Annotated in this window: 23 protein-coding genes; 10 read left to right on the forward strand and 13 right to left on the reverse strand. The window is 64.1% G+C overall.

The annotated features are described in order from the left end of the window. Nucleotides 1-19 precede the first annotated feature (19 nt). From PSEMO_RS04515 to PSEMO_RS04540, 6 genes are all read left to right on the forward strand, one after another. Nucleotides 20-1,393 carry a M16 family metallopeptidase gene (locus PSEMO_RS04515; RefSeq protein WP_075801976.1) on the forward strand — a complete coding sequence of 458 codons (1,374 nt, stop codon included), beginning with the start codon at nt 20-22 and terminating at the stop codon, nt 1,391-1,393. Between the two features lie 148 nt (nt 1,394-1,541). After that, nucleotides 1,542-2,561, forward strand: coding sequence for a DUF5924 family protein (locus PSEMO_RS04520; protein ID WP_075801977.1), 1,020 nt, complete (start codon nt 1,542-1,544; stop codon nt 2,559-2,561). 43 nt (nt 2,562-2,604) lie between these two features. Beyond that, nucleotides 2,605-3,747 (forward strand): ABC transporter permease, encoded by a 1,143-nt coding sequence (locus PSEMO_RS04525; RefSeq protein ID WP_075801978.1) that lies wholly within the window; start codon nt 2,605-2,607, stop codon nt 3,745-3,747. A 41-nt stretch (nt 3,748-3,788) separates the two neighbouring features. After that, on the forward strand, nt 3,789-4,541 hold the full coding sequence (locus PSEMO_RS04530; protein ID WP_086937202.1) for an ABC transporter ATP-binding protein: 753 nt from the start codon (nt 3,789-3,791) through the stop codon (nt 4,539-4,541). Nucleotide 4,542: 1 nt separating this feature from the next. Next, the gene (locus PSEMO_RS04535; RefSeq protein ID WP_075801980.1) at nt 4,543-5,481 is read left to right on the forward strand and encodes an MlaD family protein; all 939 of its coding nucleotides are present in this window, start codon (nt 4,543-4,545) and stop codon (nt 5,479-5,481) included. Further along, nucleotides 5,478-6,095 (forward strand): ABC-type transport auxiliary lipoprotein family protein, encoded by a 618-nt coding sequence (locus PSEMO_RS04540; RefSeq protein WP_075801981.1) that lies wholly within the window; start codon nt 5,478-5,480, stop codon nt 6,093-6,095. The genes PSEMO_RS04535 and PSEMO_RS04540 overlap by 4 nt, the downstream gene beginning before the upstream one ends. Here PSEMO_RS04540 and PSEMO_RS04545 read toward each other — a convergent pair. The 5 genes from PSEMO_RS04545 to PSEMO_RS04565 all read right to left on the reverse strand — a co-directional run bounded on the left by PSEMO_RS04545 (nt 6,077) and on the right by PSEMO_RS04565 (nt 10,575). Further along, complete coding sequence (locus PSEMO_RS04545; protein ID WP_075801982.1) at nt 6,077-7,306, reverse strand: nucleoside recognition domain-containing protein; 1,230 nt, start codon at nt 7,304-7,306, stop codon at nt 6,077-6,079. The two genes, PSEMO_RS04540 and PSEMO_RS04545, sit on opposite strands and share 19 nt — an antisense overlap. 248 nt (nt 7,307-7,554) lie before the next feature. After that, nucleotides 7,555-8,886, reverse strand: coding sequence for a glutamate/aspartate:proton symporter GltP (gene gltP / locus PSEMO_RS04550; protein WP_075801983.1), 1,332 nt, complete (start codon nt 8,884-8,886; stop codon nt 7,555-7,557). 725 nt (nt 8,887-9,611) lie between these two features. After that, nucleotides 9,612-10,082 (reverse strand): inhibitor of vertebrate lysozyme family protein, encoded by a 471-nt coding sequence (locus tag PSEMO_RS04555; protein WP_075801984.1) that lies wholly within the window; start codon nt 10,080-10,082, stop codon nt 9,612-9,614. A gap of 4 nt (nt 10,083-10,086) precedes the next feature. Next, a complete protein-coding gene (locus PSEMO_RS04560) occupies nt 10,087-10,251 on the reverse strand; it encodes a DUF1328 domain-containing protein (protein ID WP_009401691.1) in 165 nt (54 codons plus the stop codon). Nucleotides 10,252-10,296: 45 nt separating this feature from the next. Further along, nucleotides 10,297-10,575, reverse strand: a complete 279-nt coding sequence (locus PSEMO_RS04565) for a hypothetical protein (RefSeq protein ID WP_075801985.1) — start codon at nt 10,573-10,575, stop codon at nt 10,297-10,299. A gap of 324 nt (nt 10,576-10,899) precedes the next feature. Here PSEMO_RS04565 and algB point away from each other — a divergent pair, with 324 nt between their 5' ends. Both algB and PSEMO_RS04575 read left to right on the forward strand, forming a co-directional pair. Further along, on the forward strand, nt 10,900-12,246 hold the full coding sequence (algB, locus tag PSEMO_RS04570) for a sigma-54-dependent response regulator transcription factor AlgB (protein ID WP_075801986.1): 1,347 nt from the start codon (nt 10,900-10,902) through the stop codon (nt 12,244-12,246). Beyond that, nucleotides 12,243-14,033 carry a KinB sensor domain-containing domain gene (locus tag PSEMO_RS04575; protein ID WP_075801987.1) on the forward strand — a complete coding sequence of 597 codons (1,791 nt, stop codon included), beginning with the start codon at nt 12,243-12,245 and terminating at the stop codon, nt 14,031-14,033. Before algB ends, PSEMO_RS04575 begins: the two co-directional genes overlap by 4 nt. Here PSEMO_RS04575 and PSEMO_RS04580 read toward each other — a convergent pair whose 3' ends face one another. The 7 genes from PSEMO_RS04580 to PSEMO_RS04610 form a co-directional block, all read right to left on the reverse strand. After that, a complete protein-coding gene (locus tag PSEMO_RS04580) occupies nt 14,034-15,656 on the reverse strand; it encodes an EAL domain-containing protein (protein WP_075801988.1) in 1,623 nt (540 codons plus the stop codon). It lies immediately after the preceding gene. 214 nt (nt 15,657-15,870) lie between these two features. Then, nucleotides 15,871-16,656, reverse strand: coding sequence for an N-acetylmuramoyl-L-alanine amidase (locus PSEMO_RS04585; protein ID WP_075801989.1), 786 nt, complete (start codon nt 16,654-16,656; stop codon nt 15,871-15,873). A gap of 64 nt (nt 16,657-16,720) precedes the next feature. Then, nucleotides 16,721-18,655 carry a GGDEF domain-containing protein gene (locus PSEMO_RS04590; protein ID WP_075801990.1) on the reverse strand — a complete coding sequence of 645 codons (1,935 nt, stop codon included), beginning with the start codon at nt 18,653-18,655 and terminating at the stop codon, nt 16,721-16,723. A gap of 24 nt (nt 18,656-18,679) precedes the next feature. Continuing rightward, nucleotides 18,680-19,534, reverse strand: a complete 855-nt coding sequence (locus PSEMO_RS04595) for an endonuclease/exonuclease/phosphatase family protein (RefSeq protein WP_075802060.1) — start codon at nt 19,532-19,534, stop codon at nt 18,680-18,682. Nucleotides 19,535-19,546: 12 nt separating this feature from the next. Further along, nucleotides 19,547-20,176 carry a thiol:disulfide interchange protein DsbA gene (gene dsbA, locus PSEMO_RS04600; RefSeq protein ID WP_075801991.1) on the reverse strand — a complete coding sequence of 210 codons (630 nt, stop codon included), beginning with the start codon at nt 20,174-20,176 and terminating at the stop codon, nt 19,547-19,549. Nucleotides 20,177-20,351: 175 nt separating this feature from the next. Beyond that, complete coding sequence (locus PSEMO_RS04605; RefSeq protein ID WP_075801992.1) at nt 20,352-20,969, reverse strand: c-type cytochrome; 618 nt, start codon at nt 20,967-20,969, stop codon at nt 20,352-20,354. Nucleotides 20,970-21,015: 46 nt separating this feature from the next. After that, nucleotides 21,016-21,306: a c-type cytochrome gene (locus PSEMO_RS04610; RefSeq protein WP_075801993.1), complete on the reverse strand. Its 291-nt coding sequence runs from the start codon at nt 21,304-21,306 to the stop codon at nt 21,016-21,018. 192 nt (nt 21,307-21,498) lie between these two features. On the opposite strand from PSEMO_RS04610, the gene yihA reads away from it, so the two are divergent. Further along, the gene (gene yihA / locus PSEMO_RS04615) at nt 21,499-22,131 is read left to right on the forward strand and encodes a ribosome biogenesis GTP-binding protein YihA/YsxC (protein ID WP_075801994.1); all 633 of its coding nucleotides are present in this window, start codon (nt 21,499-21,501) and stop codon (nt 22,129-22,131) included. A gap of 303 nt (nt 22,132-22,434) precedes the next feature. Here the strand turns inward: yihA and polA are convergent, their stop codons facing one another. Further along, entirely contained in the window at nt 22,435-25,248 is a 2,814-nt protein-coding gene (gene polA, locus PSEMO_RS04620; protein WP_075801995.1) for a DNA polymerase I, read from the reverse strand. 74 nt (nt 25,249-25,322) lie between these two features. On the opposite strand from polA, the gene PSEMO_RS04625 reads away from it, so the two are divergent. Then, the gene (locus PSEMO_RS04625; RefSeq protein WP_075801996.1) at nt 25,323-25,610 is read left to right on the forward strand and encodes a DUF2782 domain-containing protein; all 288 of its coding nucleotides are present in this window, start codon (nt 25,323-25,325) and stop codon (nt 25,608-25,610) included. Nucleotides 25,611-25,660: the final 50 nt, after the last annotated feature.

Consider the following 25,660-nt stretch of genomic DNA (forward strand, 5'->3'; position numbering starts at 1 on the left):
CGGTTCAAGGAAGTTCTGCATGCGTTGCCTGATACTCGTCTGCCTGTTGCTGGGCTGTGCCCCCGGCTTTGCCCTCGATCGCAACCAGGTCGAGGGCTACCTGCTGCCCAACGGGCTGCAGGTGCTGCTCAAGTCCGGCTACGAGCGGGATCATGTGTCGATCCGCCTGGTGGTGGGCATCGGCCTGGATGACTTCCCCTGCGAACAGAAAGAACTGCCGCACCTGCTCGAGCACCTGCTGTTCAGCGGCATCGACGACAGCGGCGAAGGCGGCCTGGAAAAACGCATGCAGGCCCTGGGCGGTGAATGGAACGCCTACACCAGCAACACCGACACCACCTTCGTCATCGAGGCCCCGGCGCGCAACCAGCGCAAGGTCCTCGACCTGCTGCTGGCGATTCTCCAGCGTACCCAGCTCGACGAGGACGACCTGGCCCAGTCCAGGCGCATCATCGAACGCGAGGACGGTGGGCATTATTCGCGCCTGCAACGCTTCCTCGACCGCCAGGACATCGGCCAGCGCGCCAGTAGCCAGCTGGCGGTGGAGCTGGGGCTGAAATGCGCCGAGCGTTCGGATCTCGACAGCATGACCCTGAAGCAGGTGGAGGAGGTCCGCAAAGGCTGGTACGTGCCGAACAACATGAGCCTGATCATCGTCGGCGGACTCGACCGGGTGCTGCCAGCCTACCTGGAACGGGCCTGGGGCGAATTGGAGCCGGTGGAGCCGGCGGAGCGCCGGGCACTGGACGGCGTCACCCGCCAGGCCGAGGCCAACCGCACCCTGACCCACGGGCTGCTGGGCAACAGCGCGCGGCTGAGCTGGCTGTTTCTCGAGCCGGTGCTGGGCGACGAGCACGACGAAACCCTGGAACTGCTGCAACGCTACCTGGACTGGGCGCTGTACGAAGAGCTGCGGCTCAAGCACGGGCTGTCCTACGGGCCGTGGAGCCAGCGCGAGAGCTTCGGCGACAGCGGTCTGCTCAGCCTGAATGCCGATCTGGAACGGGATCAGGTGGAAGAGGCCGAGGAAGTGATCGCCGACATGCTCAAGCGCCTGCGCAAGGACGGGCTGGACCCGGCGACCTTCGAGCGGGTCAAGGCGGCGGCGATTGCCCGGGAAGCCTGGACGACCCAGGGCAATAGCGCGCTGGCGGATTATTACTGGGGAGCGTTGAACGGCTATGCCGATGGCAAGTTCGTCGACCCGGCCGGGCGCTTGCGCGGGGTGAGCCTGGAGGAGACGAACCAGGCGATGCGCGAGGTGTTCAAGGAAGCCGGGTGGGTGAGGGTGGAGAAGCCGTTGCTTGGCTATGACGAATTGTTCTGGATGGGGGTGTTGGGGGTTGTGTTGGTCGTGGTTGGGGCAGGGATCTGGTATCGGCGGCGGTCTTGAGGGCCCTATCGCTGGCAAGCCAGCTCCCACAGGTCCGGCGGTGCACGCGGTCCCTGTGGGAGCTGGCTTGCCAGCGATGAGGCCCGAACAGACGAAAACCAAGGTATCCTTGTAACCGTATTTTTCAGTCTCAGCGAACACCCCCAAAATGCCAATCTACATCCAGCGCCTCATCGAGCTGATCAAGCGCTATCCCGGGGTCATCGCACTCGGTGGTTTCATTTCCGGTATCGGCAGTTTCATCCTGGTCGACCGCCAGGAAAGCCTGGCCAGCTGGGTCGCCATCCTGATGCTGGTGAGCTGGGTCTGGCTGATGCTGGAAAACACCTTCACCGAACTCTTCGCCCGCACCTTCAAGCGCGAGATCCCCCAGCCGCTGCTGCGCTACGCGACGCAGATGATCCACCAGGAAAGCCTGTTCTTCGTCCTGCCATTCTTCTTCATCACCACCACCTGGAACAGCGGCCAACTGATCTTCACCGGCCTGCTCGGCGCCGCCGGCCTGGTCTCGATCATCGACCCGCTCTACTACAAGTGGGTCGCCCCGCGGCGCTGGCTGTTCCTCGCCCTGCATACCCTGACCCTGTTCGCGGCGATGCTCACGGCGCTGCCGATCATCCTCCACCTGACCACCGCCGAGAGCTTCAAGCTGGCCCTGGGCGTAGCCATGCTGCTGTCGTTCCCGAGCCTGGCCAGCAGCTTCCCGGTCAACAACGCCAACCGCGCCATCGCCCTGGTGCTGGTGACCCTGGCCATCGGCGGCGCCGGCTGGATGCTGCGCTCCTGGGTGCCGCCGGCGACCCTGTGGATGACCGAAGTGGCGATCAGCGCCGACGTGCGCGACCGCACCCCGAGCGAAAGCCTCAAGGAAGTGAAGGCCAGCCAGATCCGCAGCACCGGGCTCTACGCCTACACCGCGATCAAGGCGCCGCGCGGGCTGAACGAGCGGATCTATCACGTCTGGCAGCTCAACGGCAAAGAGGTCGACCGCATCGCCCTGAATATCAATGGCGGGCGCAAGGAAGGCTACCGCGCCTGGACCCACAAGCAGGTGTTCCCGGCCAATCCGGTGGGGCGCTGGCAGGTAAGGGTGCTGACCGAGGATGGCCAGGTGATTGGTGTGCTGCGGTTCCGGGTTGTGGACGACAGTCAAGCACCCGCCACATAGTGGCGCTATGCTGTCCGGCGCACCTAGGGATAGACCGGAGCCCATGACCAGCCTTCCAAGCCCCGCCAGCGCCATCCTCGACACCGGCCAGAGTCCGGCCTGCCTGCGCCTGAGCGGCGATTGGACCCTGGCCCACTACGCCACTCTCAAGCACGCCATCACCGCGCTCAACGGCCAGTACGACCAGACCACCCGCATCGAGATGGACCAGCTCGGCAAGCTCGACACCGCCGGTGCCTCGCTGCTGGTGGAGCTGCTGGGCCCGGCCCGGGTGGCCCAGCTGGACCAGTGCAACGCCCTGCCCGAAGCCAGCCGCCATCTGCTGCGCAGCGTGCAGGCCTCGCTGACCGAGTTCTGCATTCCGCCGCGGGTTCCGCAAGTCCCGGTGCTGACCCAGTTGATGGCGCGCATCGGCTGCGCCGTGGACACCCTCTGGCAGGACTCGCGCCAGCTCCTCGGCTTTATCGGCCTGATCGTTGCCACCCTGGCCCGCCGCGCCTTCCAGCCCCGGCGCTGGCGCATGACCTCGGTGGTCGCACATATCGAACAGACCGGCCTCGACGCCGCGCCCATCGTCGCCCTGCTGACCTTCCTGGTCGGCGCGGTGGTGGCGTTCCTCGGCGCCACGGTGCTGGCGAGCTTCGGCGCGAGCATCTTTACCGTCGACCTGGTGGCCTTCTCCTTCCTCCGTGAATTCGGCGTGCTGCTGACCGCCATCCTCATGGCCGGCCGCACCGCCAGTGCCTTTACCGCACAGATCGGCTCGATGAAGGCCAATGAAGAGGTAGACGCGATCCGCACCCTCGGCCTCGATCCGGTGGAGCTGCTGGTGATCCCGCGGGTCCTGGCCCTGCTGATTTCCTTGCCGCTGCTGACCTTCCTCGCGATGATCTGCGGCATCCTCGGCGGCGGCGTGGTCTGCGCCCTGTCGCTGGATATCTCGCCGGCGATGTTCCTGTCCCTGCTGGAAGACGATATCGGCGTGCAGCACTTCCTCGTCGGCCTGGCAAAAGCCCCGTTCTTCGCCTTCCTGATCGCCGCCATCGGCTGCCTGGAGGGCTTCAAAGTCAGCGGTAGCGCCGAATCGGTGGGCGCCCACACTACCTCGGCGGTGGTCCAGTCGATCTTCGTGGTGATCATGCTCGACGCCGTGGCCGCACTGTTCTTCATGGAGATGGGCTGGTGAGCCGGACAGACGACCGTGAGGCGGTCATCCAGGTGCGCGGGATGTGCAACCGTTTCGGCCCGCAGAGCGTGCACGAACAACTCGACCTCGACCTGTACCGCGGCGAGATCCTCTCGGTGGTCGGCGGCTCGGGCAGCGGCAAGTCGGTGCTGCTGCGCAGCATCATCGGCCTGCGCCGGCCCAACGAGGGCACGGTGAAGGTCTTCGGCGAGAACCTGCTCGACGCCAACCCCACCGAACGCTCGCTGATCGAACGACGCTTCGGCGTACTGTTCCAGAAGGGCGCACTGTTTTCTTCGCTGACCGTGACCGAGAACGTCGCCCTGCCGCTGATCGAGCATGCCGGCCTGAGCCGCGACGACGCCGAGCATCTGGCAGGCGTCAAGCTGGCGCTGGCCGGCCTGCCGCAGACCGCAGCCGACAAGTACCCGGCCTCGCTGTCCGGCGGCATGATCAAGCGCGCCGCCCTGGCCCGCGCCCTGGCCCTGGACCCGGACATCCTGTTCCTCGACGAACCCACCGCCGGCCTCGACCCCATCGGCGCCGCCGCCTTCGACCAGCTGATCCTGACCCTGCGCGACGCCCTGGGCCTGAGCGTGTTCCTGATCACCCACGACCTCGACACCCTCTACACCATCAGCGACCGGGTTGCGGTGCTGGCGCAGAAGAAGGTCCTGGTGGCCGCCCCCATCGATGAAGTGGCCGAGTACGACGAGCCGTGGATTCACGAATATTTCCATGGCCCGCGTGGCCGTGCGGCGCTCGATGCCGCTGCAGCGCTGAAGGAGAAGTGAGATGGAGCCCCGTGCGCACCATGTAATGATCGGTATGGTCACCGTGCTGGTGGTGGTCGCCGCCATGCTGTTCGGCCTGTGGCTGGCCAAGGCCAGCGTCGATGCGACCTTCAAGGACTACGAGGTGGTCTTCAACGAGGCGGTCACCGGCCTGTCCAAGGGCAGCGCCGTTCAGTACAGCGGGATCAAGGTGGGCGATGTGATGAGCCTGCGCCTCGACCCCGAAGACCCGCGCCGCGTACTGGCGCATATCCGCCTCAACGCCGATACGCCGATCAAGCAGGACACCCAGGCCAAGCTGACCCTGACCGGCGTCACCGGCACCTCGCTGATCCAGCTCAGCGGCGGCACCCCGGGCAGCCCGCCGCTGGTGGGCAAGGGCGGCAAGCTGCCAGTGATCATCGCCTCGCCATCGCCCATCGCCCGTCTGCTGAACAACAGCAGCGACCTGGTGACCAACATCAACCTGCTGCTGCACAACGCCAACCGGCTGTTCTCCGAAGACAACGTCAACCGCCTGGGCGCGACCCTGCAGAACCTGGAGCAGACCACCGGCGCCGTGGCCGCCCAGCGCGAAGACATCAGCCAGGCGATCAAGCAGCTGTCCAGCCTCGGCCAGCAGGCCGGTACCGCTTTGGAACAGACCGGCGAACTGATGCGCAACGCCAACCAGCTGCTTGGCAGCCGCGGCCCCGACATCGCGAAAAGCGCCGACCAGGCCATGCAGTCCCTGGCGCAAAGCACCGCGACCCTCAACGCCCTGCTGGAAAGCAACCGCGACGCCATCGACAGCGGTGCCCAGGGCTTCCGTGACCTGTCCCCGGCGATCCGCGAGCTGCGTGACACCCTCAATTCCCTCAAGGCCATTTCCCGCCGCCTTGAAGCCAACCCCAGCGGCTACCTGCTTGGCCGTGACCAAAGCAAGGAGTTCGAGCCATGAGACTCGCCAGCCGTCTGTCCCTGGCCCTGCTGATCAGCCTGAGCGGCGCCTGCTCGATCCTGCCCAAGGCGGAGAACGCCGAGGTCTATCGCCTGCCGGCGCATACCGCCGCGTCCAGTGCGGCGCCGGTGAGCTGGTCGCTGCGGGTGAACAAGCCGATCACCAGCGATGCCCTGGACATGCCGCGCATCGCCGTGGTGCCCCAGGGTGACATGATCAGCACCTACAAGGGCGCACGCTGGACCGACCCGGCCCCGGCGCTGCTGCGCAACCGCATCCTCGATGCCTTCCAGCGCGATGGCCGGGTGCCGCGCCTGAGCGCCGACGACAGCAACCTGCAATCGGATTTCGAGCTGGTAGGCGAGTTGCAGGCGTTCCAGAGCGAATACACGGCGCAGGGTGTCGAGGCATTGATTCGCCTTGATGCGCGGCTGGTGGACGGGCGCACCCAGCGCATCCTGGTCAGCCGGCGCTTCGAGGTGCGTCAGGTGCTAGGGGACAAGAACGTGCCGACGGTGGTCGCCGGCCTTGGCCAGGTGACGGACAAGGCCATGGCGCAACTGCTGGACTGGACCGTGGCCCAGGCCAGCCAGCATCAGCCGAAGAACCAGTAGCACACCGCGATGGCGCCCAGCACCCCGGCCAGTTCGGCGAGCAGGGCGCAGCCCACGGCATGCCGGGTGCGCTGGATGCCGACGGCGCCAAAGTACACCGCCAGCACGTAGAAGGTGGTTTCCGTGCTGCCCTGCACGGTGGCCGCGACCAGTGCCGGGAAGCTGTCCACGCCGTGGGTCTGCATGGTCTCGATGAGCATGGCCCGCGCCGCGCTGCCGGAGAACGGCTTGACCATGGCGGTGGGCAAGGCATCGACGAAGCGGGTGTCCCAGCCCAGCCACTCCACTGTATGGCGGATGCCTTCCAGGCCGAATTCCAGGGCTCCGGAGGCACGCAGCACGCCGACCGCGCAGAGCATGGCGACGAGGTACGGCAGCAGGTTCTTCGCCACATCGAAGCCTTCCTTCGCCCCCTCGACGAAGGTTTCGTACACCTTGACCTTCCTCAGCGCACCGATCAGCAGGAACAGGATGATCAGGCCGAACAGGGTCAGGTTGCCGAGGATCGACGACAGGCTGGCCAGGGCGGTGGCCGACAGCCCGGCAAGAATCGCCATGAAACCGCCGAGCAGCAGCGCACCGGGAATCAGGTAGGCAAGTACCACCGGGTCCCACAGGCGCAGGCGCTGGACGATGGCCACCGAGAACAGGCCGACCAGGGTCGAGCAACTGGTGGCCAGCAGGATCGGCAGGAACACCAGGGTCGGGTCCATCGCCCCTTGCTGGGCGCGGTACATGAAGATGGTGACTGGCAGCAGGGTCAGGGACGAGGCGTTGAGCACCAGGAAGAGGATCTGCGCGTTGCTCGCCGTTGTCGGGCTCGGGTTCAGTTCCTGCAAGGCGCGCATGGCCTTGAGGCCGATCGGGGTGGCAGCGTTGTCCAGGCCCAGGCCGTTGGCGGCGAAGTTCAGGGTGATCAGGCCGAGGGCGGGATGGCCGGGCGGGACTTCCGGCATCAGGCGGCGGAACAGCGGGCCGAGGACCTTGGCCAGCCACTCGACGATCCCGGCCTGCTCGGCGATCTTCAGGAAGCCCAGCCACAGGGTCAGGGTGCCGAACAGCAGGACCATCACTTCTACCGACAGCTTGGCCATGGCAAAGATGCTTTCGACCATTGCCGCGAAGATCCCGGCATTACCGCCTATCAGCCATTGCCCCAGCGCCGAGATGGCCGCCACCACGAAGAAACCAAGCCAAAGGCCGTTGAGCATCCGAACGAACTCCCGTCAAAGATGGGCTGAATGATAGCGGAAGCAGGAAGGCCCTGGCACGACAAGGTAGGAGCGTGGCTTGCCCGCGAAGGAGTGCGAAGCGCTCCCAAAAGTGGTGCTGACAGTGAGATTTTGGGACCGCTTGCGCGCTCCTTCGCGGGCAAGCCACGCTCCTACAGGCGTTGCGGCGGCTGGATGTGAAAAAGCCCCGACGGTGCGGGGCTTTTTCATTCAGCGTGGTGCAAGGCTCAGGAATTGACGGCCTTGCCCGCCACCGCCGCTTCCTTGCTGCGCCAGTGCGGCAGGGAGTTCCAGTATTTCTGGCCTTTCTCAGCGTCGTACATGCCTTCCCAACGGGCGATGACCAGGACCGCCAGGGCGTTGCCGATCACGTTCAGGGCAGTACGCGCCATGTCCATGATGCGGTCGACACCGGCGATAAATGCCAGGCCTTCCAGCGGAATACCCACGCTGCCCAGGGTCGCCAGCAGCACCACGAACGACACGCCCGGCACACCGGCGATACCTTTCGAAGTAACCATCAGGGTCAGCACCAGCAGCAGTTGCTGGCTGATCGACAGGTCGATGCCGTACAGCTGGGCAATGAAGATCGCCGCGATGCTCTGGTACAGGGTCGAACCGTCGAGGTTGAACGAGTAGCCGGTCGGGACCACGAAGCTGCAGATGGCCTTCGGCGCACCATAGGCTTCCATCTTCTCGATCACCCGCGGCAGCACGGTCTCGGAGCTGGCGGTGGAGTAGGCCAGGACCAGTTCGTCCTTGAAGATGCGCATCAGCTTGATGATCGAGAAGCCGAACAGGCGCGCCACCAGGCCCAGGACCATGAAGGCGAAGAAGGCGATGGCGAAGTACACCAGTAGCACCAGCTTGGCCAGCGGCAGCAGCGAGGCGAAGCCGAAGTTGGCGACGGTCACGGCGATCAGGGCGAATACGCCGATCGGGGCGTAGTTCATGATCATGTGGGTGACCTTGAACATGGCTTCGGAAACGCCCTGGAAGGTCTTCACCAGCGGATCGCGAATCTCGGCGTTGAGGCTCGACAGGCCCAGGCCGAACAGCACCGAGAAGAAGATGATCGGCAGCATTTCACCGCGCATCAGCGCCGCGAAGATGTTCGACGGGATCAGGTTGAGGATGGTCTCGATGAACGCGTGCTCATGCTGCACCTCGGCCGCGGTGGCCTGGTACTTGGAGATGTCCACGGTGCCCAGCGTGCTCATGTCGATGCCGGCGCCCGGGTGGAACAGGTTGGCCAGAACCAGGCCGACGACGATGGCGATGGTGGTCACCACCTCGAAGTAGATGATGGTCTTGAGGCCGATACTGCCAAGTTTCTTCGCGTCGCCAACCCCGGCGATACCCACGATCAGCGACGAAATCACGATCGGGATGACGATCATCTTGATCAGGCGAATGAAGATGTCACCGGCAGGCTGCAGCACGTTGCTGATCCACCATGCCTTTTCTGCACTGAAGTGATTCAGCAAGGCGCCGATGGCGATACCCAGGACAAGACCGATGAGGATCTGCCAGGCGAGGCTTAGTTTTGCCTTCTTCATGTCATTACCTTTTTCTTCAAGTGGACACGGGCATTGCGCTGTAACCGGCATTCCAGAGCGGCTGATAGCCTCCCAGGAAACTTCTTCGGCAACAGTCAAGGGCACCGCAGAAGGTCGTCGCCAGTGAACGCGAACGGTCTCTGGCTGGCGAAAAAAGGCGCAACTATTCAGGCGGGAGGGGGCCAGGTCTAATGCCGGAAACGAGTACCCTATGCCGAATCGGCATGAGTTTTTGCGCGAAAAACGGGCGTCGGAAGGGCTTTTGCGCAGGGTGTTCGGAATCCCGAATACGACCGATCCGCCATATTTCGGCAGATTCACAGGATGTTTAATCCACAGAAGCTATCGGTGTTCGACAATCCGAATGGGCAGAAAAGCACCCGGATGGTGTAGGAAAATTGACGAAAATATTTTGGTGGACAGACGAGCGGGTGGCAGATTTGTCATCTATCGGAAAGAAACGGGGGAAGGGTGCTGCCGGGACAGTCCGGCCAGGGTGCCCCGTTTCCAGGACACCCCGACAGACCCGCTCCCGGCAATTGCTTTCCTGACCCGGCCCTGTGCGGAGGTACTCCTTGTACCCCTAGGCGGCTCCGATATTGCATCGATCAGAGCTGCCCAGCCCCCTGGTCATGCACCTACCCTCCTCGGGTGGGCGCAACATAGAAGCCTGAACGGGAGAAAGGTTCAGCTTCTGTCAGAGTACCGATGCGCCCGGCGGCGCCTCAGTACCAATTCGGATCACGCTTGAGCTGTTCCTTGAGCATGGCCTGCATGCCTTCATCCGGGTCACCAAGCCAGCGGTAATCGGCGTGGCGGGTCGGTGACTTGTCGCCCGGCAGTCCTTCGGGCACCTCGACCAGCATTGCGTAGGCTTTTTCCTTGTCCCAACGGAAAGCCACGATCAGCCGCTTGTTCAGGCACTTGCCAGCACTCTCGCAGAGCGGACCGACCAGGTACTTGTCACCGTCTTCCTCGACGGCGGACATCTGCTGCTCGGACACCCCGCTCAGGTTGAGCACCCACTCGGGCAGTCGCTCCTGCTTTTCGACCACGTCCTGCCAGGTTTCCCGATACTCGGGGTCCGAGCCGAGTACATCGGTGACCCGGACCTGGCCGTCATTGGCCGCCATTGCCGCCGAACCGCCGGCCAACAACAGGCCGGCGACCAGGGCGTTGCGTATCACGCCTTTCATTGCCTCAGCCTCGACCGCGACGACCAAAGAAGAAGGAAGCCACGAACAGCACCAGGAAGACTATGAAGAGAATCTTCGCGATACCGGTAGCGGCGCCGGCGATACCACCGAAGCCCAGCACGGCAGCGACAATGGCGATGATCAGGAAGGTAATGGCCCAACTCAACATGGTGATTCTCCTTCTGTTTTGGAAACGTTCACGCTACGCCTGCGGTCAGAACACCCAGCGCTGGGTCGGCGCCTGGGTCGAATCATCGACACTGGCGGCCGGCAGCACTTGCGAGCGCATGATCGGAGCGGTTTGCAACGGGGCGGCGCGGCTTTCATGGATGCGCACCACCTGCACAGCGAGTTGGCGTTCGACCTTGCTGGCCTGCCAGGCGTGATAGACCTGACCGGCAACCAGGGTCAGCAGCAACGCCAGCACAAGAAACAGCGCCTGACGCAAATGATGTGGCGATATAAGCACCAGGGCGGCGGAAGTGCGTTTCATGTGCCGGGCTCCTCTTGCTGCAATGTTGTTATGACCTGGGAGGGATATTGCAGCCTGCATGCCAGCTTTTTGAGATTGAATTTTTCCTTTTAAATCAATAGCTTACGATTATCCTAAAACGCACCGGGAGAGCATCCTGCACGACGCCCCCTGCGACAGTCGTGCGTTTTGCATGAACGAGTGACGGTTTTTCAGCGTCAAAAAGCCCGACAGGCGGTCGAAAACCGCGAGCTAGCATCAGAGGTAGGGATGAATCAGAATAATCCATGCAACTTGCACGATTTTTCCGACACTAACCAAGATAATTCCCAAGGAGCGTAGGAAATGGAGTCAGCCCCCGAGCCTCAAGGCCGCATTCTGCTGGTGGACGACGAGTCCGCCATCTTGCGGACCTTCCGTTATTGCCTGGAGGACGAGGGCTATACCGTGGCCACCGCCAATAGCGCGGCCCAGGCCGAGACCCTGTTGCAGCGCCAGGTCTTCGACCTGTGCTTCCTCGACCTGCGCCTGGGCGAGGACAACGGCCTCGACGTGCTCGCGCAGATGCGCATCCTCGCGCCGTGGATGCGCGTAGTGATCGTCACCGCCCACTCGGCCGTCGATACTGCGGTGGACGCGATCCAGGCCGGCGCCGCCGATTACCTGGTCAAGCCATGCAGCCCGGACCAGTTGCGCCTGGCCACCGCCAAGCAGCTGGAAGTGCGCCAGCTCTCGGCACGCCTGGAAGCCCTCGAAGGCGAAGTGCGCAAGCCCAAGGACGGTCTGGATTCCCACAGCCCGGCCATGATGGTGGTGCTGGAAACCGCACGGCAGGTGGCGACCACCGACGCCAACATTCTTATCCTCGGCGAGTCCGGTACCGGTAAAGGCGAGCTGGCCCGGGCCATCCACGGCTGGAGCAAGCGTGCACGCAAGGCCTGCGTGACCATCAACTGCCCGTCGCTGACCGCCGAACTGATGGAAAGCGAGCTCTTCGGCCACAGCCGCGGCGCCTTCACCGGGGCCAGCGAAAGCACCCTGGGCCGGGTCAACCAGGCCGACGGCGGCACGCTGTTCCTCGACGAGATCGGCGACTTCCCGCTGACCCTGCAACCCAAGCTGCTGCGCTTTATCCAGGACAAGGAATACGAGCGGGTCGGCGACCCGGTGACGCGCCGCGCCGACGTGCGCATCCTCGCCGCCACCAACCTCAACCTCGAGGACATGGTCCGCGAAGGCCGCTTCCGTGAAGACCTGCTCTATCGCCTCAACGTCATCACCCTGCACCTGCCGCCGCTGCGCGAACGCAGCGAGGACATCCTGACCCTGGCCGAGCGTTTCCTCGCCCGCTTCGTCAAGGAATACTCGCGCCCGGCCCGGGCCTTCAGCGACGAGGCCCGTGCGGCCCTGCTCAACTACCGCTGGCCGGGCAACATCCGCGAGCTGCGCAACGTGATCGAACGGGCCAGCATCATCTGCGCCCAGGAGAAGGTCGAGATCAGCCACCTGGGCATGGCCGAGCAACCGGCCAGCAACGCTCCGCGGATCGGCGCGGCGCTGAGCCTGGATGAACTGGAACGGGCGCATATCGGCGCGGTGCTGGCCACCAGCGACACCCTCGACCAGGCCGCCAAGACCCTCGGTATCGATGCCTCGACCCTGTACCGCAAGCGCAAGCAGTACAACCTATGAGATGGGCGATGAAGCTGCGGACACGGCTGTTTCTCAGCATCTCCGCGCTGATCACCGTGGCCCTGCTGGGCCTGCTGCTGAGCCTGGTCAGCGTTCAGCAGATGGCCAGCTCGCAGCAGGCGATGATCCGCAACAACACCTTCGTCCTCGATATGGGCCTGCGCCTGCGGCAAAACCTCAGCGAGCAGCTGACCCAGATCCTCGACGACAGCAACGACCCGCGGGTGCTGGCGGAACTGCAGGCGCAGTTCCAGCAGTTGCTCGATGACGGCATGCAGCACGAGAAGGCATTCGACGAAAACGAGCAGGACTTCGCCAAGGCCAATGCCGAGTACCAGAACTTCCTCCAGCAACTCAAGGCCGCCGCCTCGCCGTCCCGCAGCCTGAGCGTCGACGAGCCGCTGGGCCAGGCCTTCAGCGTGCTGCGCACGACCCTGATCGAGTACCACAAGCAGGCGGTGGAGCAGATCCGCGATGCCGAGAAGATCTCCCGGGACCGCGCGGTATTGATGTCTGGCGTGCTCGGCCTGGTCGCCCTGGCGGTACTCGCCCTCGGCTTTCTCACCGCCCATGGCATCGCCCGGCGCTTCGGCCAGCCCATCGAAGCGCTGGCCAGTGCCGCCGACCAGGTCGGGCTGGGCAATTTCGACGTGACCCTGCCGGTGACCTCGGCCCTGGAAATCAACCAGCTGACCAAGCGCTTCGGCCTGATGGCCGAGGCCCTGCGCGAGCACCAGGCAACCAACGTCGACGAACTGCTGGCCGGTCAGCAGCGCTTGCAGGCGGTGCTCGACAGTATCGACGACGGCCTGCTGATCATCGACCGCCAGGGCCACCTGGAACACCTCAACCCGGTAGCCCAGCGCCAGTTGGGCTGGGACGACTCCCGCGTCGGCAGCCGCCTTGGCGAGGCCTTGCAGCGCCCCGAGCTGGACCAGCAACTGCACCTGATCCTGCGCGGCGGCAGCCTGGAGCGGGTGCCGGAAGACCTGCACCTGGAGATCGACAAGGAAAACCGCGTCCTGACCTACAGCCTGACCCCGGTGGTCCGCGCGGACGGGCAGATCCTCGGCGCGGTCATGGTGCTCCACGACGTCACCGAGCAACGGGCCTTCGAGCGGGTCCGCAGCGAGTTCGTCCTGCGCGCCTCCCACGAGCTGCGCACGCCGGTCACCGGCATGCACATGGCCTTCGGCCTGCTCAAGGAGCGGCTCAAGTTCCCGGAGGACAGCCGCGAAGGTGACCTGTTCGAGACCATCGGCGAGGAAATGCAGCGCCTCACCCAACTGATCAACGACCTGCTGAACTTCTCCCGGTACCAGAGCGGCCAGCAGAAGCTTGAACGCAGTGTCTGCGCCCTCGATGACCTGCTGGAACGTGCCCGTGACCGCCATGCCCAGGCCGCCGGCGCCAAGCAGATCGAGCTGCAACTGGAACTGGACTCGCCCTTGCCGCGGATTCAGGCGGATATCAGCCAGCTCGATCGGGTCATGGACAACCTGCTGGACAACGCCATTCGCCATACCCCCAAGGGCGGAAACATCCGTCTTCAGGCCCGTCGCCACGGTGAGCGGGTGATCGTCAGCGTCGAAGACAGCGGCGAGGGCATCGCCTACAGCCAGCAGGGAAGGATCTTCGAGCCGTTCGTCCAGGTCGGACGCAAAAAGGGCGGCGCCGGCCTCGGCCTGGCCCTGTGCAAGGAGATCGTGCAACTGCACGGCGGGCGCATGGGCGTGTATTCACGGCCGGAGCACGGCACCCAGTTCTATATGGCGTTGCCGGTCTGATCAGGCTTCGTCGTCGATCCGCCGTGGCCCGAGACGCCGGCCACGGGTGATCAGCTCGGCGAACTGCCGCGCATTCAGCGGGTGGGCGAACAGCCAGCCCTGGCCGTAATTGACCCCTTCGCTATTGAGCAACTGGGCCTGGTCCTCGTATTCGATGCCCTCGGCGATCACCCGCAGTTGCAGGGCGTGGGCCATGCGGATGATATGCGGGGCCACGCCGCTGCTGGCGGCGTCATGGCCAAGGGCATCGATAAAGGCCTTGTCGATCTTCAGGCAGTCCACCGGCAGGGTCTGCAGATAGGCGAGGCTGCAATAGCCGGTGCCGAAATCGTCGATCAGCACCTGATGGCCCACTGCCCGCAGCGCCTGGAGATTGTCCCGGGCCACTACCACGTCGATCAGTCCGCGCTCGGTCACCTCGAAGGCGATCTGGCTGGCCGCCACATGGTGGATCGCCAGCAGGCGCGCCGCGACCCGGCCAATGCGCGGCACCATCACATCGCAAGCCGCCAGGTTGACCGAGATGTACAACTGCGGATTGGCCCGCAACAACTGGCCGAGTTGCTCGAACACCCGTTGCAGGACGAAATCGGTGATCTGGCGGATCTGCCCGGTGTTTTCCGCCAGCGGGATGAACAGCTCCGGGCTGGTCAGGGTACCGTCCGGGCGGCGCCAGCGCACCAGGGCTTCGGCGCCGACGCAACGGCGGCTGGCCAGTTCGAAGATCGGCTGATAGAGCACCTGCAATTCGCTACGGCGCAGCGCGCCCTGCAGTTCCGAGCTCATCGAGCGGCTTTGCTGCACCAGTTGCAGTACCGCCCAACCGATGCACCAGGCCAGCAGCAGGCTGCCGGGGAACAGCAGCCACAACGCGCCGCTCATCTTCAGTTGCTGGCTGGTACGCGGGGCGATCAGGACGAGCTGGTAGTCCGGGGATTTGGTCGGCATGCGGTAGATCAGGCGGTCGGGCAGTTCGACCAGAGCCTTTTTCGACTCGGGTGGCCAATGGCGGCTGGCCGGTGGCCAGTGCTGCACCGGCCCCAGCACCGGGACCGCACGGGAGCCCTGGTCGAGCACCACCAGCAGGCTGCCACCGGCGGGCAGGTCGACCACATCGGTCAGGTGTCCACGGGAGGTAGAGACCCGGAAAGGCCCGCGGCCGAGGATCAGGGCAGCGCGGTTATCGTCGGGCTCGGTGCTGGTGTTCAGCCAGTAGCTGTAGGTGGGGCCGCGGATATCCGGGGGTGGCAGGGACTCGAAGGTACGATCGCCGAGGCGGCTGGAGCAGATCTGCTGATCGTCGATATAGGCCGCCTCGAAGACGAAGCGGTTGTTGAAGGCGACTTGTTGCAGGGCGGAATACATTTCGAAACTGCAGCCACGGACGGGCTGCAACTGGAGCTGGTCGACGCTTTGTCGGAGCTGGCCGAAGATCTGCTCCAGACGTTCGAGGAAGCGCTCGCCACGGGCGTTCATCTGTTCACTTTCGTTGACCTGCACCTGGTGCATGGCCAGGCCCAGGCTGCCCAATAAAAGCAAAAAGGCGCTTGCCGAGGCTGCCAGCGAGGCCAGGAGCCAGGGTCGATATAACAGGCCGCGTAACAGCTGGAGGGCAGGCGCCATCTGGAATATCCCGTTGCATACCAGAGGTATAGCAATTCCACGGGAGATCGGCCTGGCCGTTTGGCGGGGTTTTGACGCGACGCGTACCCCAGTAGGCGACACCGCCCCCTGTGGGAGCTGGCTTGCCAGCGATGAGGCCGGCAATGGCAGCGATGTTGTCCGGGCTGACGCAATCGCTGGCAAGCCAGCTCCCACAGGGGTTGTGGTGATCGGGCTAGCGCTGGTCGTTGAGGACCTGCAGCATCGCCGCCGTCTGCGCATCCGGCTGGCCGTCGAAGCGCTGCGGGCGGAAGCGCATCTGGAAGGCGGCGATGACGTGACGGGTGGCAACGTCATACACGCCCGTCTGCTCGATCGCATAGCCAAACCGCGCCAGCTGCTGCTGGTACCAGGTGATGCTCGGCGGATTCACCGCGAAGCGCGCCTGCTGCTGCGCCACCGCCTGGGCATTCGGCCAGATTCCAAGGCCTTCGTCGGCCAGGCGCTTCCACGGGAACAACGGCCCCGGATCCAGCTTGCGCAGCGGCGCGATGTCGCTGTGCCCGATGATGTGCCGCGGCTGGATGTTGTTGCGCTTGGCGATGTCCTTGAGCAACAGGATCAGCGACTGCACCTGCGCCTCGCTGTACGGGTGCCAGACTCGTCCTGTCGGGGTGTCGGTGAAGCCCGGATTGACGATTTCGATGCCGATCGACGTGGAGTTGAGCCAGGTCCGGCCTTCCCACTGGCTTTCACCGGCATGCCAGGCGCGGCGGCTCTCGTCCACCAATTGGTAGACGGTGCCGTCGCGGTCATCGCCGATCAGGTAATGGCTGCTGACCTCGCCATGGGTCAGCAAGGCCAGCGAGCGCTCCAGCGAAGCATTGGTGTAGTGCAGGATGACGAACTGGACGCGGCTGTCCTGGTTCGCCGAGACATGACTGTGGTCGATACGCAGTTGCGGACCACTGGTACAACCGGCGAGGACAGCCAGCAGCAGGGCGGAGAAAAACGCTTTCATGAAAAAGGGGCGACGCCTGGGAAGTCTGTAATGCAATAGCATAACGTACCTCAGGAAGGGCCACTCACCCCACTTGCAAGCAATTGCGTCCGAGGTGCTTGGCCCGGTACAGGGCTTCGTCGGCGCGCTTGAGCACGGTATCGCTGCGTTCGCCGTCGCGAAACGCGGTGATGCCCACCGACAGGGTGATGGTGACCCGCTCGCCCTTGAAGTGGAACGGACAGGCTTCCACCGCCGCGCGCAGGCTCTCCGCCAACTGTAGACCACCCGCCATCGGCGTCTGCGGCACCAGGAGCACAAATTCCTCGCCACCGAAGCGGGCGATGAAGTCCCGGGCGCGCAGGCGCTTGCGCAGTTCGTTGGCGACGATCTTCAGAACCTTGTCGCCGGCCAGGTGGCCATAGTTGTCATTGATACGCTTGAAGTGATCGAGATCGAGGATCGCCATCAGCAGGTGGCCGCCCTTTTCCTGCCAGTCGGCGACTTCCAGGTCCAGACGCTCGGACCAGGCGGCACGGTTGGGCAGGCCGGTGAGCGGATCGACCAAGGCTTTCTGGCGCTGGACCTCCAGGTGTTCGCGGTAGCCCTGGGCTTCCTGCTCCATATGCGCGACCCGCTCGGACAGGCCCTTGAGGCGGCTGGCCATTTCCTCTTCACGCTTGTCGCGCTGCTGCTGGTGCTCGTCCATGGTGCCGAGCAGGCCTTCGAGACGGCCTTCCAGCACATGCTTGAGGCTGTCCAGGTCGGCCGCGCCCTGCACGCTGCTGTGCAGGCCGTCGACCTGCTCGCGCAACTGGCTGTTCAGGTCGCGCTCGGCAGACTGATTGTCGGCGTGCCCTTCGCTGGCCTCATGCAGATGGCTCTGGAACGATTCCAGGCGCTCGTTGAGCTGTTGCAGGTAGGCTTCGAACTCGTGCTGCCCACTGTCGGTGATCGCCAGCATCAGCACGGCAAGATCATCGAGTATGGGCAGCAGCTCGTACCAGTTCAGCCCGTGTTCCAGGCGTTCGCGCATCGACTCGGCCTGGGGACGGTGTCGCTCCGGCAGGGCCAGGTCGTTGAGCAGGCCAAGCAGGGTGTGCTCGATATGGGTGGCCACCGAACTGTAGGTGGGCTCGGTGCCGTCGGGGAGGGCGTAGAGCATCTGTTCGGCGGTCAGTTCGACCACAGGCTCTTCTACCTGAGGTTCGGGTTCGGGCTCGACCATGACCGGCTCTGGCGCGAGGGCCGGCTCCGCAGTTTCGGTCTCCACAGGCTCGACGGCTTGCGACTCGGTTGCCGGCGGCAGCGACACTTGCGGCTCAGGTGCAGTTTCGACCTCCTGCACGGGCGCTTCTGCCTTGGCCGCGATGATTGCAGGCGCGGGCGAAGACGGCCGCAGTTCGTCGATATCGGCAATCGGCGCGACTTCGACCCTTGCTGCGGTGGGCGCTTCGACCGCCTGGACCGTGGCGTCGTTGGTTTCGGCCGGCGCGTCCCGACCGCCGAACAGGCGCTGCAGCAAGCCGGGCTTGTTGTGCTCCTCGGGATGGGTCAAGGCGCCCAGCGCCTCGCCCTGCAGCTTGCTCAGCTCGCTCAGCAGCAATGGCACTTCCCGCGACTGCCCGGCGCGGGCCTCGACCTGCTTGCCAAGCTTCTTCAGCGGGCGACGGACATCACTCGGCAGGGACAACGCCTGCAACTGGTTGACCAGCGACGTGAGTGCCGTGGTCACCTGGGTCACGCGCGTGGCGCGGCGCTGCTCGGAGTCGAGCACGGCTTTTTCCAGGCGCGGGATCAGGCCGGCGAGCCCGGCGTCCATGTTGTCGCTGCGGATGACGTCGCGCATTTCCTTCATGCACTCGTCCACCACCCGATCGCTGCCTTCGGCCGCCAGGGTACTGCGCACGAGACCGCGACGCAGAAGGTCGAGACGGGCGTCCCAGCGGCGCTCCAGCTTTTCCTGCTGCTCGATGCTCTTGAGGTACTTCTCTTTCCAGCGTTCCGCTTCGTCGCTCATGCCCGGGGTCCACGATCAGGGGGACTAACGCAAAGCGGGGAGCGTATCCACAGTCAGGGCGTCAGGCAAACGAATCTCAACCGCGACGGGCAAATGATCGGAAATCGGCTGGGAAAGCACTTCGACCTTTTCCAGGGTCAGGCTCGGGCTGAGCAGAATGTGATCAAGGCAGCGTTGCGGACGCCAGCTGGGGAAGGTGGCTTCGACCTGCGGCGCGATCAGGCCGAGGTCACGCAGGGGGGAGTGTTGCAGGAGGTCGGTGGCATGGGTGTTCATGTCACCCATCAGCACCTGATGGCGATAGCCGCCGATCAGCTCGCGGATATAGGCGAGCTGGCGGGCGCGGGTCTTGGAACCCAGGGCCAGGTGCATCATCACCACCACCAGGGCGTCTTCGCCATCGCCGAAACGCACCAGGATCGCCCCGCGCCCGGCCGGACCGGGCAGCGGATGATCTTCGAGCAGTTGCGGCTTTAGCCGGCTGAGCACACCGTTGCTGTGCTGGGCGAAACGCCCGAGGTTGCGGTTGAGCTGCTGGTACCAGTAGGGAAAGGCACCGAGGTGGGCGAGATGCTCGACCTGGTTGACGTAGCCCGAGCGCAGGCTGCCGCCATCGGCCTCCTGCAGGGCGACCAGGTCGAAATCGTTGAGCAGCGCGCCGATCTTCTGCAGGTTGCCGGCACGCCCCACATGCGGCAGCAGGTGCTGCCAGCTGCGGGTCACGTAGTGACGGTAGCGCTCGGTGCTGATACCGACCTGGATGTTGAAGCTGAGCAGGCGCAGACGACCGTCCCGGGGGAGGTTGTTGTCGTCCACATGCACCTCGTTGACCCGAGGATCACAGAGGCCGACAACCCGCTCGCTTCTCCAGCGCGCCATGATCATCGCCGCTTACTTCGCGGCGCGCTCCTTGGCGATCAGTTGGTCGGCCACGTTCAGCACGCCTTCCGGACCACCGGCGCTGCCCAGGTCGAAGCGGTACTTGCCGTTGACCACCATGCTCGGTACGCCGGTGATCTCGTACTTCTTCGCCAGTTCCTTGGCCTGGTTGACCTGGCCCTTGATCGCGAAGGAGTTGAAGGTGGCGAGGAACTTGTCCTTGTCGACGCCCTGGGTGGCCAGGAAGTCAGCCATGTCCTGCGGGTCGGTCAGGCGCTTCTTCTGGTTCTGGATGGCATCGAAGACCGCGGCGTGGACCTTGTGCTCGACGCCCATGGCTTCGAGGGTCAGGAACATCTGGCCGTGGGCATCCCATGGGCCGCCGAACATGGCCGGGACGCGCTTGAAGTTGACGTCGGCCGGCAGCTTGTCGATCCACGGGTTGATGGTCGGTTCGAAGTGGTAGCAGTGCGGGCAGCCGTACCAGAACAGCTCGACGACTTCGACCTTGCCCGGTACGGACACCGGTACCGGGTTGCTCAGCTCGATGTATTCCTTGCCGGCGACCGGCTCCGCGGCCTGGGCAGTCATACCGAAAACGCTGGCAGCCACCAGCGCGGCGCTGAGAATCAGATTACGCATGCTTTGCTCCTGTGCAGTCTTTGAGTCGCCTTGCAACGACGTGTCTTTCTGACAGGCCAAGGCGGGTCCGAGTTCGTAAGTGTAACGGCAGAAGAATGAAAAAAGGGTGGCCGAAGCCACCCTTTTCATGTTCGGCACGCGCCATTAACGCAGCGTTAACGTTGTGCCGTGCGGATCAGTGCAGGCCCTGGATGTAGCTGGCCAGCGCCTGGATCTCGTGGTTGCTGAGTTTGGAGGCGATGGTACGCATGGTGGTAGCGTCGCCGTCATTGGTACGGTCGCCTTCGCGGAAGTCGGTCAGCTGCTTGGTGATGTACTGGGCGTGCTGGCCGCCCAGGTGCGGGAAGCCGGCGGCGGCAAGGCCAGCGCCATTCGGCGAGTGGCAACCGGTGCAGGCGGGCAGGCCTTTTTCCAGGTTACCGCCGTTGAACAGGGCGCGGCCCTGTTCGACCAGTTTCGGATCGGCGGCGCCGACGCTGCCTTTCTGGCTGGCGAAGTACGCGGCGATATCGGCCAGGTCCTGGTCGCCGAGATTGGTCAGCAGGCCGGTCATTTCCAGGACCGTGCGCTTGCCGTCCTTGATGTCGTGGAGCTGCTTGGTCAGGTATCGCTCACCCTGGCCGGCAAGTTTCGGGAAGTTCGGTGCGACGCTGTTGCCATCCGGGCTGTGACACGCCCCGCAAACAGCGGCTTTTGCCTGACCGGCAGCAGCATCGCCAACGATAGGGCCAGCGGCATTGGCGCCGCCTGTAACGCCAAGGGTCAACAGCAGACTCACGATCAGTTTGTTCATCAGCTAATCCAACTACGGCTAAGGGTGAAAGAGTTATGTATCGGGCCTACTGGCTCATCCACTCGATGATTGCCTGGTAGTCCTCGGCACTGCAGTCCATGCACAATCCACGCGGTGGCATAGCCTTGAAACCCTGGGTTACATGCCCGGTCAATATCTCCATCCCCTGCGCCAGCCTTGGCTCCCAGGCTGCACGGTCACCCTTTTTCGGGGCCTGTGGCAGCTGCCCGGCGTGACAGGCCGCACACGTGCGGTTGTACAACGCCTCGGGATCCTGTGTAGCCTGAGCGCTGGTAAACGGTATCAATACACCGATTGCAAGCAGCCATTTCGTCATTAAACGACCCTTCAGGGCTGGGGACTCATTGCGTTCTAGTGCGCAACCTTTAAAGTCTGAGCCCCCGTGCACATCCTCCTACGCTGGGATAATGCGCACACAAAATATAGGGCATTATATACTCCCGTTGCCGAAACGGAAACGACACACCCTGCCGCACCCACCCCGGGCAACGCTCACTTCGGACATCCCATGCAAGTCAAAAACCCCATCCTCGGACTTTGCCAGACGGCAAAATTCGCCATCAGCGCCGCCAAGGTCGAACAGTGTCCGCCTGACGCGGGCTACGAAGTCGCCTTCGCCGGGCGTTCCAACGCCGGCAAGTCCAGCGCCCTCAATACCCTGACCCACGCCAGCCTGGCGCGTACCTCGAAAACCCCGGGCCGCACCCAGTTGTTGAACTTCTTCAGTCTGGATGACGATCGGCGTTTGGTCGACCTGCCGGGCTACGGATATGCAAAGGTGCCGATTCCGCTCAAGCAGCACTGGCAGCGACACCTGGAGGCCTACCTGGGCAGCCGCGAGGCCTTGAAGGGTTTGATCCTGATGATGGACGTGCGCCATCCGATGACCGACTTCGACAAGATGATGCTCGACTGGTCCAAGGCCAGCGGCATGCCGATGCACATCTTGCTGACCAAGGCCGACAAGCTGACCTTCGGCGCAGCGAAGAACACCCTGCTCAAGGTGCAATCGGAGATCCGCAAGGGTTGGGGCGACAGCATCACCATCCAGCTGTTCTCGGCGCCCAAGCGCCAGGGCCTGGAAGAAGCCTACGCGGTGCTCGCGCGCTGGCTGGAACTGGCTGACAAGCCTGCGGAATAAGGCCCCGGGAGGGCCTGCCCGGCAAATTCCGGGCAAAAAAAACCCCGGACTTCGTATGGGGAGGGGGAAGTTCGGGGTTCAAGTTCCGAACCGCTAGGGCGGGGTCCGGATATCTGCCAACACTTAACACAACATAGGAGCATTGAAGGGCTTCACCAGCCATTCAGTAACTCTGAGTGTCGGTTCACCGGATTAGTTCCGGGCGTGTAGAAACTATTTGCGATAAACAGGAAATGTCTTAATACCCGACCTAAACAGTCGGGCATTGTCCGCGACCTTATGTCGCGGACGTTCCCCTCATGTTCAGTGCGCTTCGTCCCAGTTCGCGCCAACTCCCACGTCCACCACCAGCGGAACCTCCAGTTGCGCGGCGTTGCTCATGTGCGGGCGAATTTCTTCGCGGACCTGGTCGATCAGGTCCTCGCGAACCTCCAGCACCAGTTCGTCGTGTACCTGGAGAATCACCCGGGCATCGAGCCCGGAGCTTTCCAGCCAGTTGTCCACCGCCACCATGGCGCGCTTGATGATGTCGGCCGCAGTGCCCTGCATCGGCGCGTTGATCGCCGTACGCTCGGCACCGGCACGTTCCATCGGGCGGCTGGAGTTGATTGCCGGCAGGTACAGACGGCGACCGAACAGGGTTTCCACGAAGCCTTGCTCGGCCGCCAGCTTGCGGGTGCTTTCCATGTACTGGCGCACACCCGGGTAGCGGGCGAAGTAGGCATCGATATAGGCCTTGGCCTGCTTGGTCTCGACACCGATGTCCTTGCCGAGCTTCTTCGCCCCCATGCCATAGATCAGACCGAAGTTGATCGCCTTGGCGCTACGCCGCTGGTCGGACGTCACCTTGTCGAGGGCCACGTTGAACACTTCGGCGGCGGTGGCGGTGTGCACGTCGAGGCCATTGCGGAAGGCATTCATCAGGCCTTCGTCACCGGACAGGTGGGCCATGATGCGCAGTTCGATCTGCGAGTAGTCCGCCGCCAGCAGCTTGTAGCCGGGCGGTGCGATGAACGCCTGGCGAATGCGCCGTCCTTCGGCGGTACGGGCCGGAATGTTCTGCAGGTTCGGGTCACTGGAGGAAAGGCGCCCGGTGGCCGCGATCGCCTGGCCATACGAGGTATGGATACGCTGGGTGCGCGGATTGATCTGCTCCGGCAGGCGGTCGGTGTAGGTGCTCTTCAGCTTGCTCAGGGAGCGGTACTGCATCAATACCCGCGGCAGCGGATAGCCTTCTTCGGCCAGTTCATCCAGCACTTCCTCGGCGGTGGACGGCTGGCCCTTGGCGGTCTTTTTCAGGACCGGCAGGCCGAACTTGTCGTAGAGGATCGCGCCCAACTGACGCGGCGAACCCAGGTTGAACGGCTCGCCCGCCAGCTCGATGGCCTCTTCCTCCAGCTTCGCCATCTTGTCGCCCAGTTCCTGGCTCTGCAGCTTGAGCAGCTCCGGGTCGACCAGCGCGCCCTGGCGCTCGATCCGCGCCAGCACCGGGACCAGCGGCATCTCGATATCGGTCAGCACGCTGGCCAGGGTCGGGATCGCCTGGAGTTGCGCGAACAGCGCCTGGTGCAGGCGCAGGGTCACGTCGGCGTCTTCGGCGGCGTAGGGGCCGGCCTTGTCCAGGTGGATCTTGTCGAAGGTCACCTGCTTGGCGCCCTTGCCGGCGATGTCCTCGAACTTCACGGTGCTGTAGTCCAGGTACAGCTTCGCCAGGCTGTCCATGTCGTGGCGGGTCGCCGTGGAGTTGAGCACGTAGGATTCGAGCATGGTATCGAAGGCGATGCCGCGCACGGTGATGCCGTTGGCCGGGTCGCCGTCGATGGCGCAGTTGGCCAGGATGTTCATGTCGAACTTGGCGTGCTGGCCGACCTTGAGCTTGGCCGGGTCTTCCAGCAGCGGCTTGAGCGCCCGCAGTACCGCGTTGCGGTCGAGCTGAGCCGGTGCGTCCGGGTAGCTGTGGGTCAGCGGGACATAGGCGCCTTCACGGGCCTTCACCGCGAAGGACACGCCCACCAATTGCGCCTGCTGCGCGTCGATGCCGGTGGTTTCGGTATCGAAGGCGAACAGCGGGGCATCCTTGAGCTTCTGCAGCCAGCGGTCGAAGTCGGCCTGTTCGAGGATGGTCTCGTACTGCGGTTCGACCTCTACTTCCACCTCGGCAACCGCCACGGCGTCCTCGCTGACCACCGCTACAGCCACGTCCACCTTGGCGACCGGCGCCGGCTGAGTGGCACGACGGGCCTCGCGCTCCAGCTCGTCGATCCAGCCCTTGAACTCCAGCAGGGTGTAGATCTCCATCAGCTTGTCGCGGTCCGGCTCGCGCAGGTGCAGGTCGTCCAGGCCCACGTCCAGCTCGACATCGCACTTGATGGTCGCCAACTGGTAGGAGAGGAAGGCCATTTCCTTGCTCTCCAGCAGCTTGGCCGGCAGGGTCTTGGCGCCACGGATGGGGAAGGTCGGGACCAGGTCGAGGTTCTCGTACAGCTCCTTGAGGCCGCCATTCACGCCGATCAGCAGGCCGACGGCGGTTTTCTCGCCCACGCCCTTGACCCCGGGAATGTTGTCGGCGGTATCGCCCATCAGCGCCAGCAGGTCGATGATCTGTTCCGGAGCGACACCGAATTTCCCTTTTACGCCTTCGATATCCAGCACGGTTCCGGTCATGGTGTTGACCAGCGTAACGTGCTCGTCCACCAGTTGCGCCATGTCCTTGTCCCCGGTGGACACCACCACGGGACGGGCCGCTGCCGCGCTGCTGCGGGCCAGGGTGCCGATCACGTCGTCAGCCTCGACCCCGTCGACGCACAGCAGCGGGAAGCCCAGGGCGCGCACGGCGGCGTGCAGCGGCTCGATCTGCACGCGCATGTCGTCGGGCATGCTCGGGCGGTTGGCCTTGTAGTCGGCGAACATTTCGTCACGGAAGGTGCCGCCCTTGGCGTCGAAGACCACCGCGAAGGGGCTTTCCGGGTACTGCTTGCGCAGGCTCCTGAGCATGTTCAGCACACCCTTGACCGCACCGGACGGCATGCCCTTGGAGGTGGTCAGCGGCGGCAGCGCGTGGAAGGCACGGTAGAGGTACGAAGAACCGTCCACCAGGACGAGGGGGGTTTGGCTCATGAGCGGAATCAACCTTTTCGACGGGCCCGGCGCTAGAATGTCCGGAACATTGACGACAAAGGGACAAGGTTATCATGGGTACATTCAATCGCCTGTTGTTGCTCGGTCTTCTGGTCGGCACACCGGTCGCGGCCTTAGCCGCAGACGAAGCGCCCTCGGCCGAGCCGGAAGTAACCATTCGCACGGAAGGTGACAAAACCATTCAGGAATACCGTCAGAACGGCTTCCTGTACGCGATCAAGGTCACACCGAAGGGCGGCAAGCCGTACTTCCTGGTGCGTGCCGACGGTAGCGACGCCAACTTCATCCGGTCCGACCAGCCCGACATGCTGATTCCCTCCTGGAAAATCTTCGAGTGGTAACGCGGACCCTTAACATCCACCCTGCACGTCGCGACGGCGTGCCTGACTGA

It is taken from the genome of Pseudomonas putida (genome assembly GCF_001941965.1).
GTDB lineage: Bacteria > Pseudomonadota > Gammaproteobacteria > Pseudomonadales > Pseudomonadaceae > Aquipseudomonas > Aquipseudomonas putida_L.

Bases quoted from the DNA above. Each gene is read 5' to 3' on its own strand.
- yihA (WP_075801994.1), top strand. From the start codon at position 21,499: ATGCAAGTCAAAAACCCCATCCTCGGACTTTGCCAGACGGCAAAATTC.
- PSEMO_RS04555 (WP_075801984.1), bottom strand. From the start codon at position 10,082: ATGAAAGGCGTGATACGCAACGCCCTGGTCGCCGGCCTGTTGTTGGCC.
- PSEMO_RS04535 (WP_075801980.1), top strand. From the start codon at position 4,543: ATGGAGCCCCGTGCGCACCATGTAATGATCGGTATGGTCACCGTGCTG.
- PSEMO_RS04595 (WP_075802060.1), bottom strand. From the start codon at position 19,534: ATGGCGCGCTGGAGAAGCGAGCGGGTTGTCGGCCTCTGTGATCCTCGG.
- PSEMO_RS04520 (WP_075801977.1), top strand. From the start codon at position 1,542: ATGCCAATCTACATCCAGCGCCTCATCGAGCTGATCAAGCGCTATCCC.
- PSEMO_RS04610 (WP_075801993.1), bottom strand. From the start codon at position 21,306: ATGACGAAATGGCTGCTTGCAATCGGTGTATTGATACCGTTTACCAGC.
- dsbA (WP_075801991.1), bottom strand. From the start codon at position 20,176: ATGCGTAATCTGATTCTCAGCGCCGCGCTGGTGGCTGCCAGCGTTTTC.
- PSEMO_RS04540 (WP_075801981.1), top strand. From the start codon at position 5,478: ATGAGACTCGCCAGCCGTCTGTCCCTGGCCCTGCTGATCAGCCTGAGC.
- gltP (WP_075801983.1), bottom strand. From the start codon at position 8,886: ATGAAGAAGGCAAAACTAAGCCTCGCCTGGCAGATCCTCATCGGTCTT.
- algB (WP_075801986.1), top strand. From the start codon at position 10,900: ATGGAGTCAGCCCCCGAGCCTCAAGGCCGCATTCTGCTGGTGGACGAC.
- PSEMO_RS04565 (WP_075801985.1), bottom strand. From the start codon at position 10,575: ATGAAACGCACTTCCGCCGCCCTGGTGCTTATATCGCCACATCATTTG.
- PSEMO_RS04515 (WP_075801976.1), top strand. From the start codon at position 20: ATGCGTTGCCTGATACTCGTCTGCCTGTTGCTGGGCTGTGCCCCCGGC.
- PSEMO_RS04575 (WP_075801987.1), top strand. From the start codon at position 12,243: ATGAGATGGGCGATGAAGCTGCGGACACGGCTGTTTCTCAGCATCTCC.
- PSEMO_RS04545 (WP_075801982.1), bottom strand. From the start codon at position 7,306: ATGCTCAACGGCCTTTGGCTTGGTTTCTTCGTGGTGGCGGCCATCTCG.
- polA (WP_075801995.1), bottom strand. From the start codon at position 25,248: ATGAGCCAAACCCCCCTCGTCCTGGTGGACGGTTCTTCGTACCTCTAC.
- PSEMO_RS04605 (WP_075801992.1), bottom strand. From the start codon at position 20,969: ATGAACAAACTGATCGTGAGTCTGCTGTTGACCCTTGGCGTTACAGGC.
- PSEMO_RS04580 (WP_075801988.1), bottom strand. From the start codon at position 15,656: ATGGCGCCTGCCCTCCAGCTGTTACGCGGCCTGTTATATCGACCCTGG.
- PSEMO_RS04560 (WP_009401691.1), bottom strand. From the start codon at position 10,251: ATGTTGAGTTGGGCCATTACCTTCCTGATCATCGCCATTGTCGCTGCC.
- PSEMO_RS04585 (WP_075801989.1), bottom strand. From the start codon at position 16,656: ATGAAAGCGTTTTTCTCCGCCCTGCTGCTGGCTGTCCTCGCCGGTTGT.
- PSEMO_RS04530 (WP_086937202.1), top strand. From the start codon at position 3,789: ATGTGCAACCGTTTCGGCCCGCAGAGCGTGCACGAACAACTCGACCTC.
- PSEMO_RS04590 (WP_075801990.1), bottom strand. From the start codon at position 18,655: ATGAGCGACGAAGCGGAACGCTGGAAAGAGAAGTACCTCAAGAGCATC.
- PSEMO_RS04625 (WP_075801996.1), top strand. From the start codon at position 25,323: ATGGGTACATTCAATCGCCTGTTGTTGCTCGGTCTTCTGGTCGGCACA.
- PSEMO_RS04525 (WP_075801978.1), top strand. From the start codon at position 2,605: ATGACCAGCCTTCCAAGCCCCGCCAGCGCCATCCTCGACACCGGCCAG.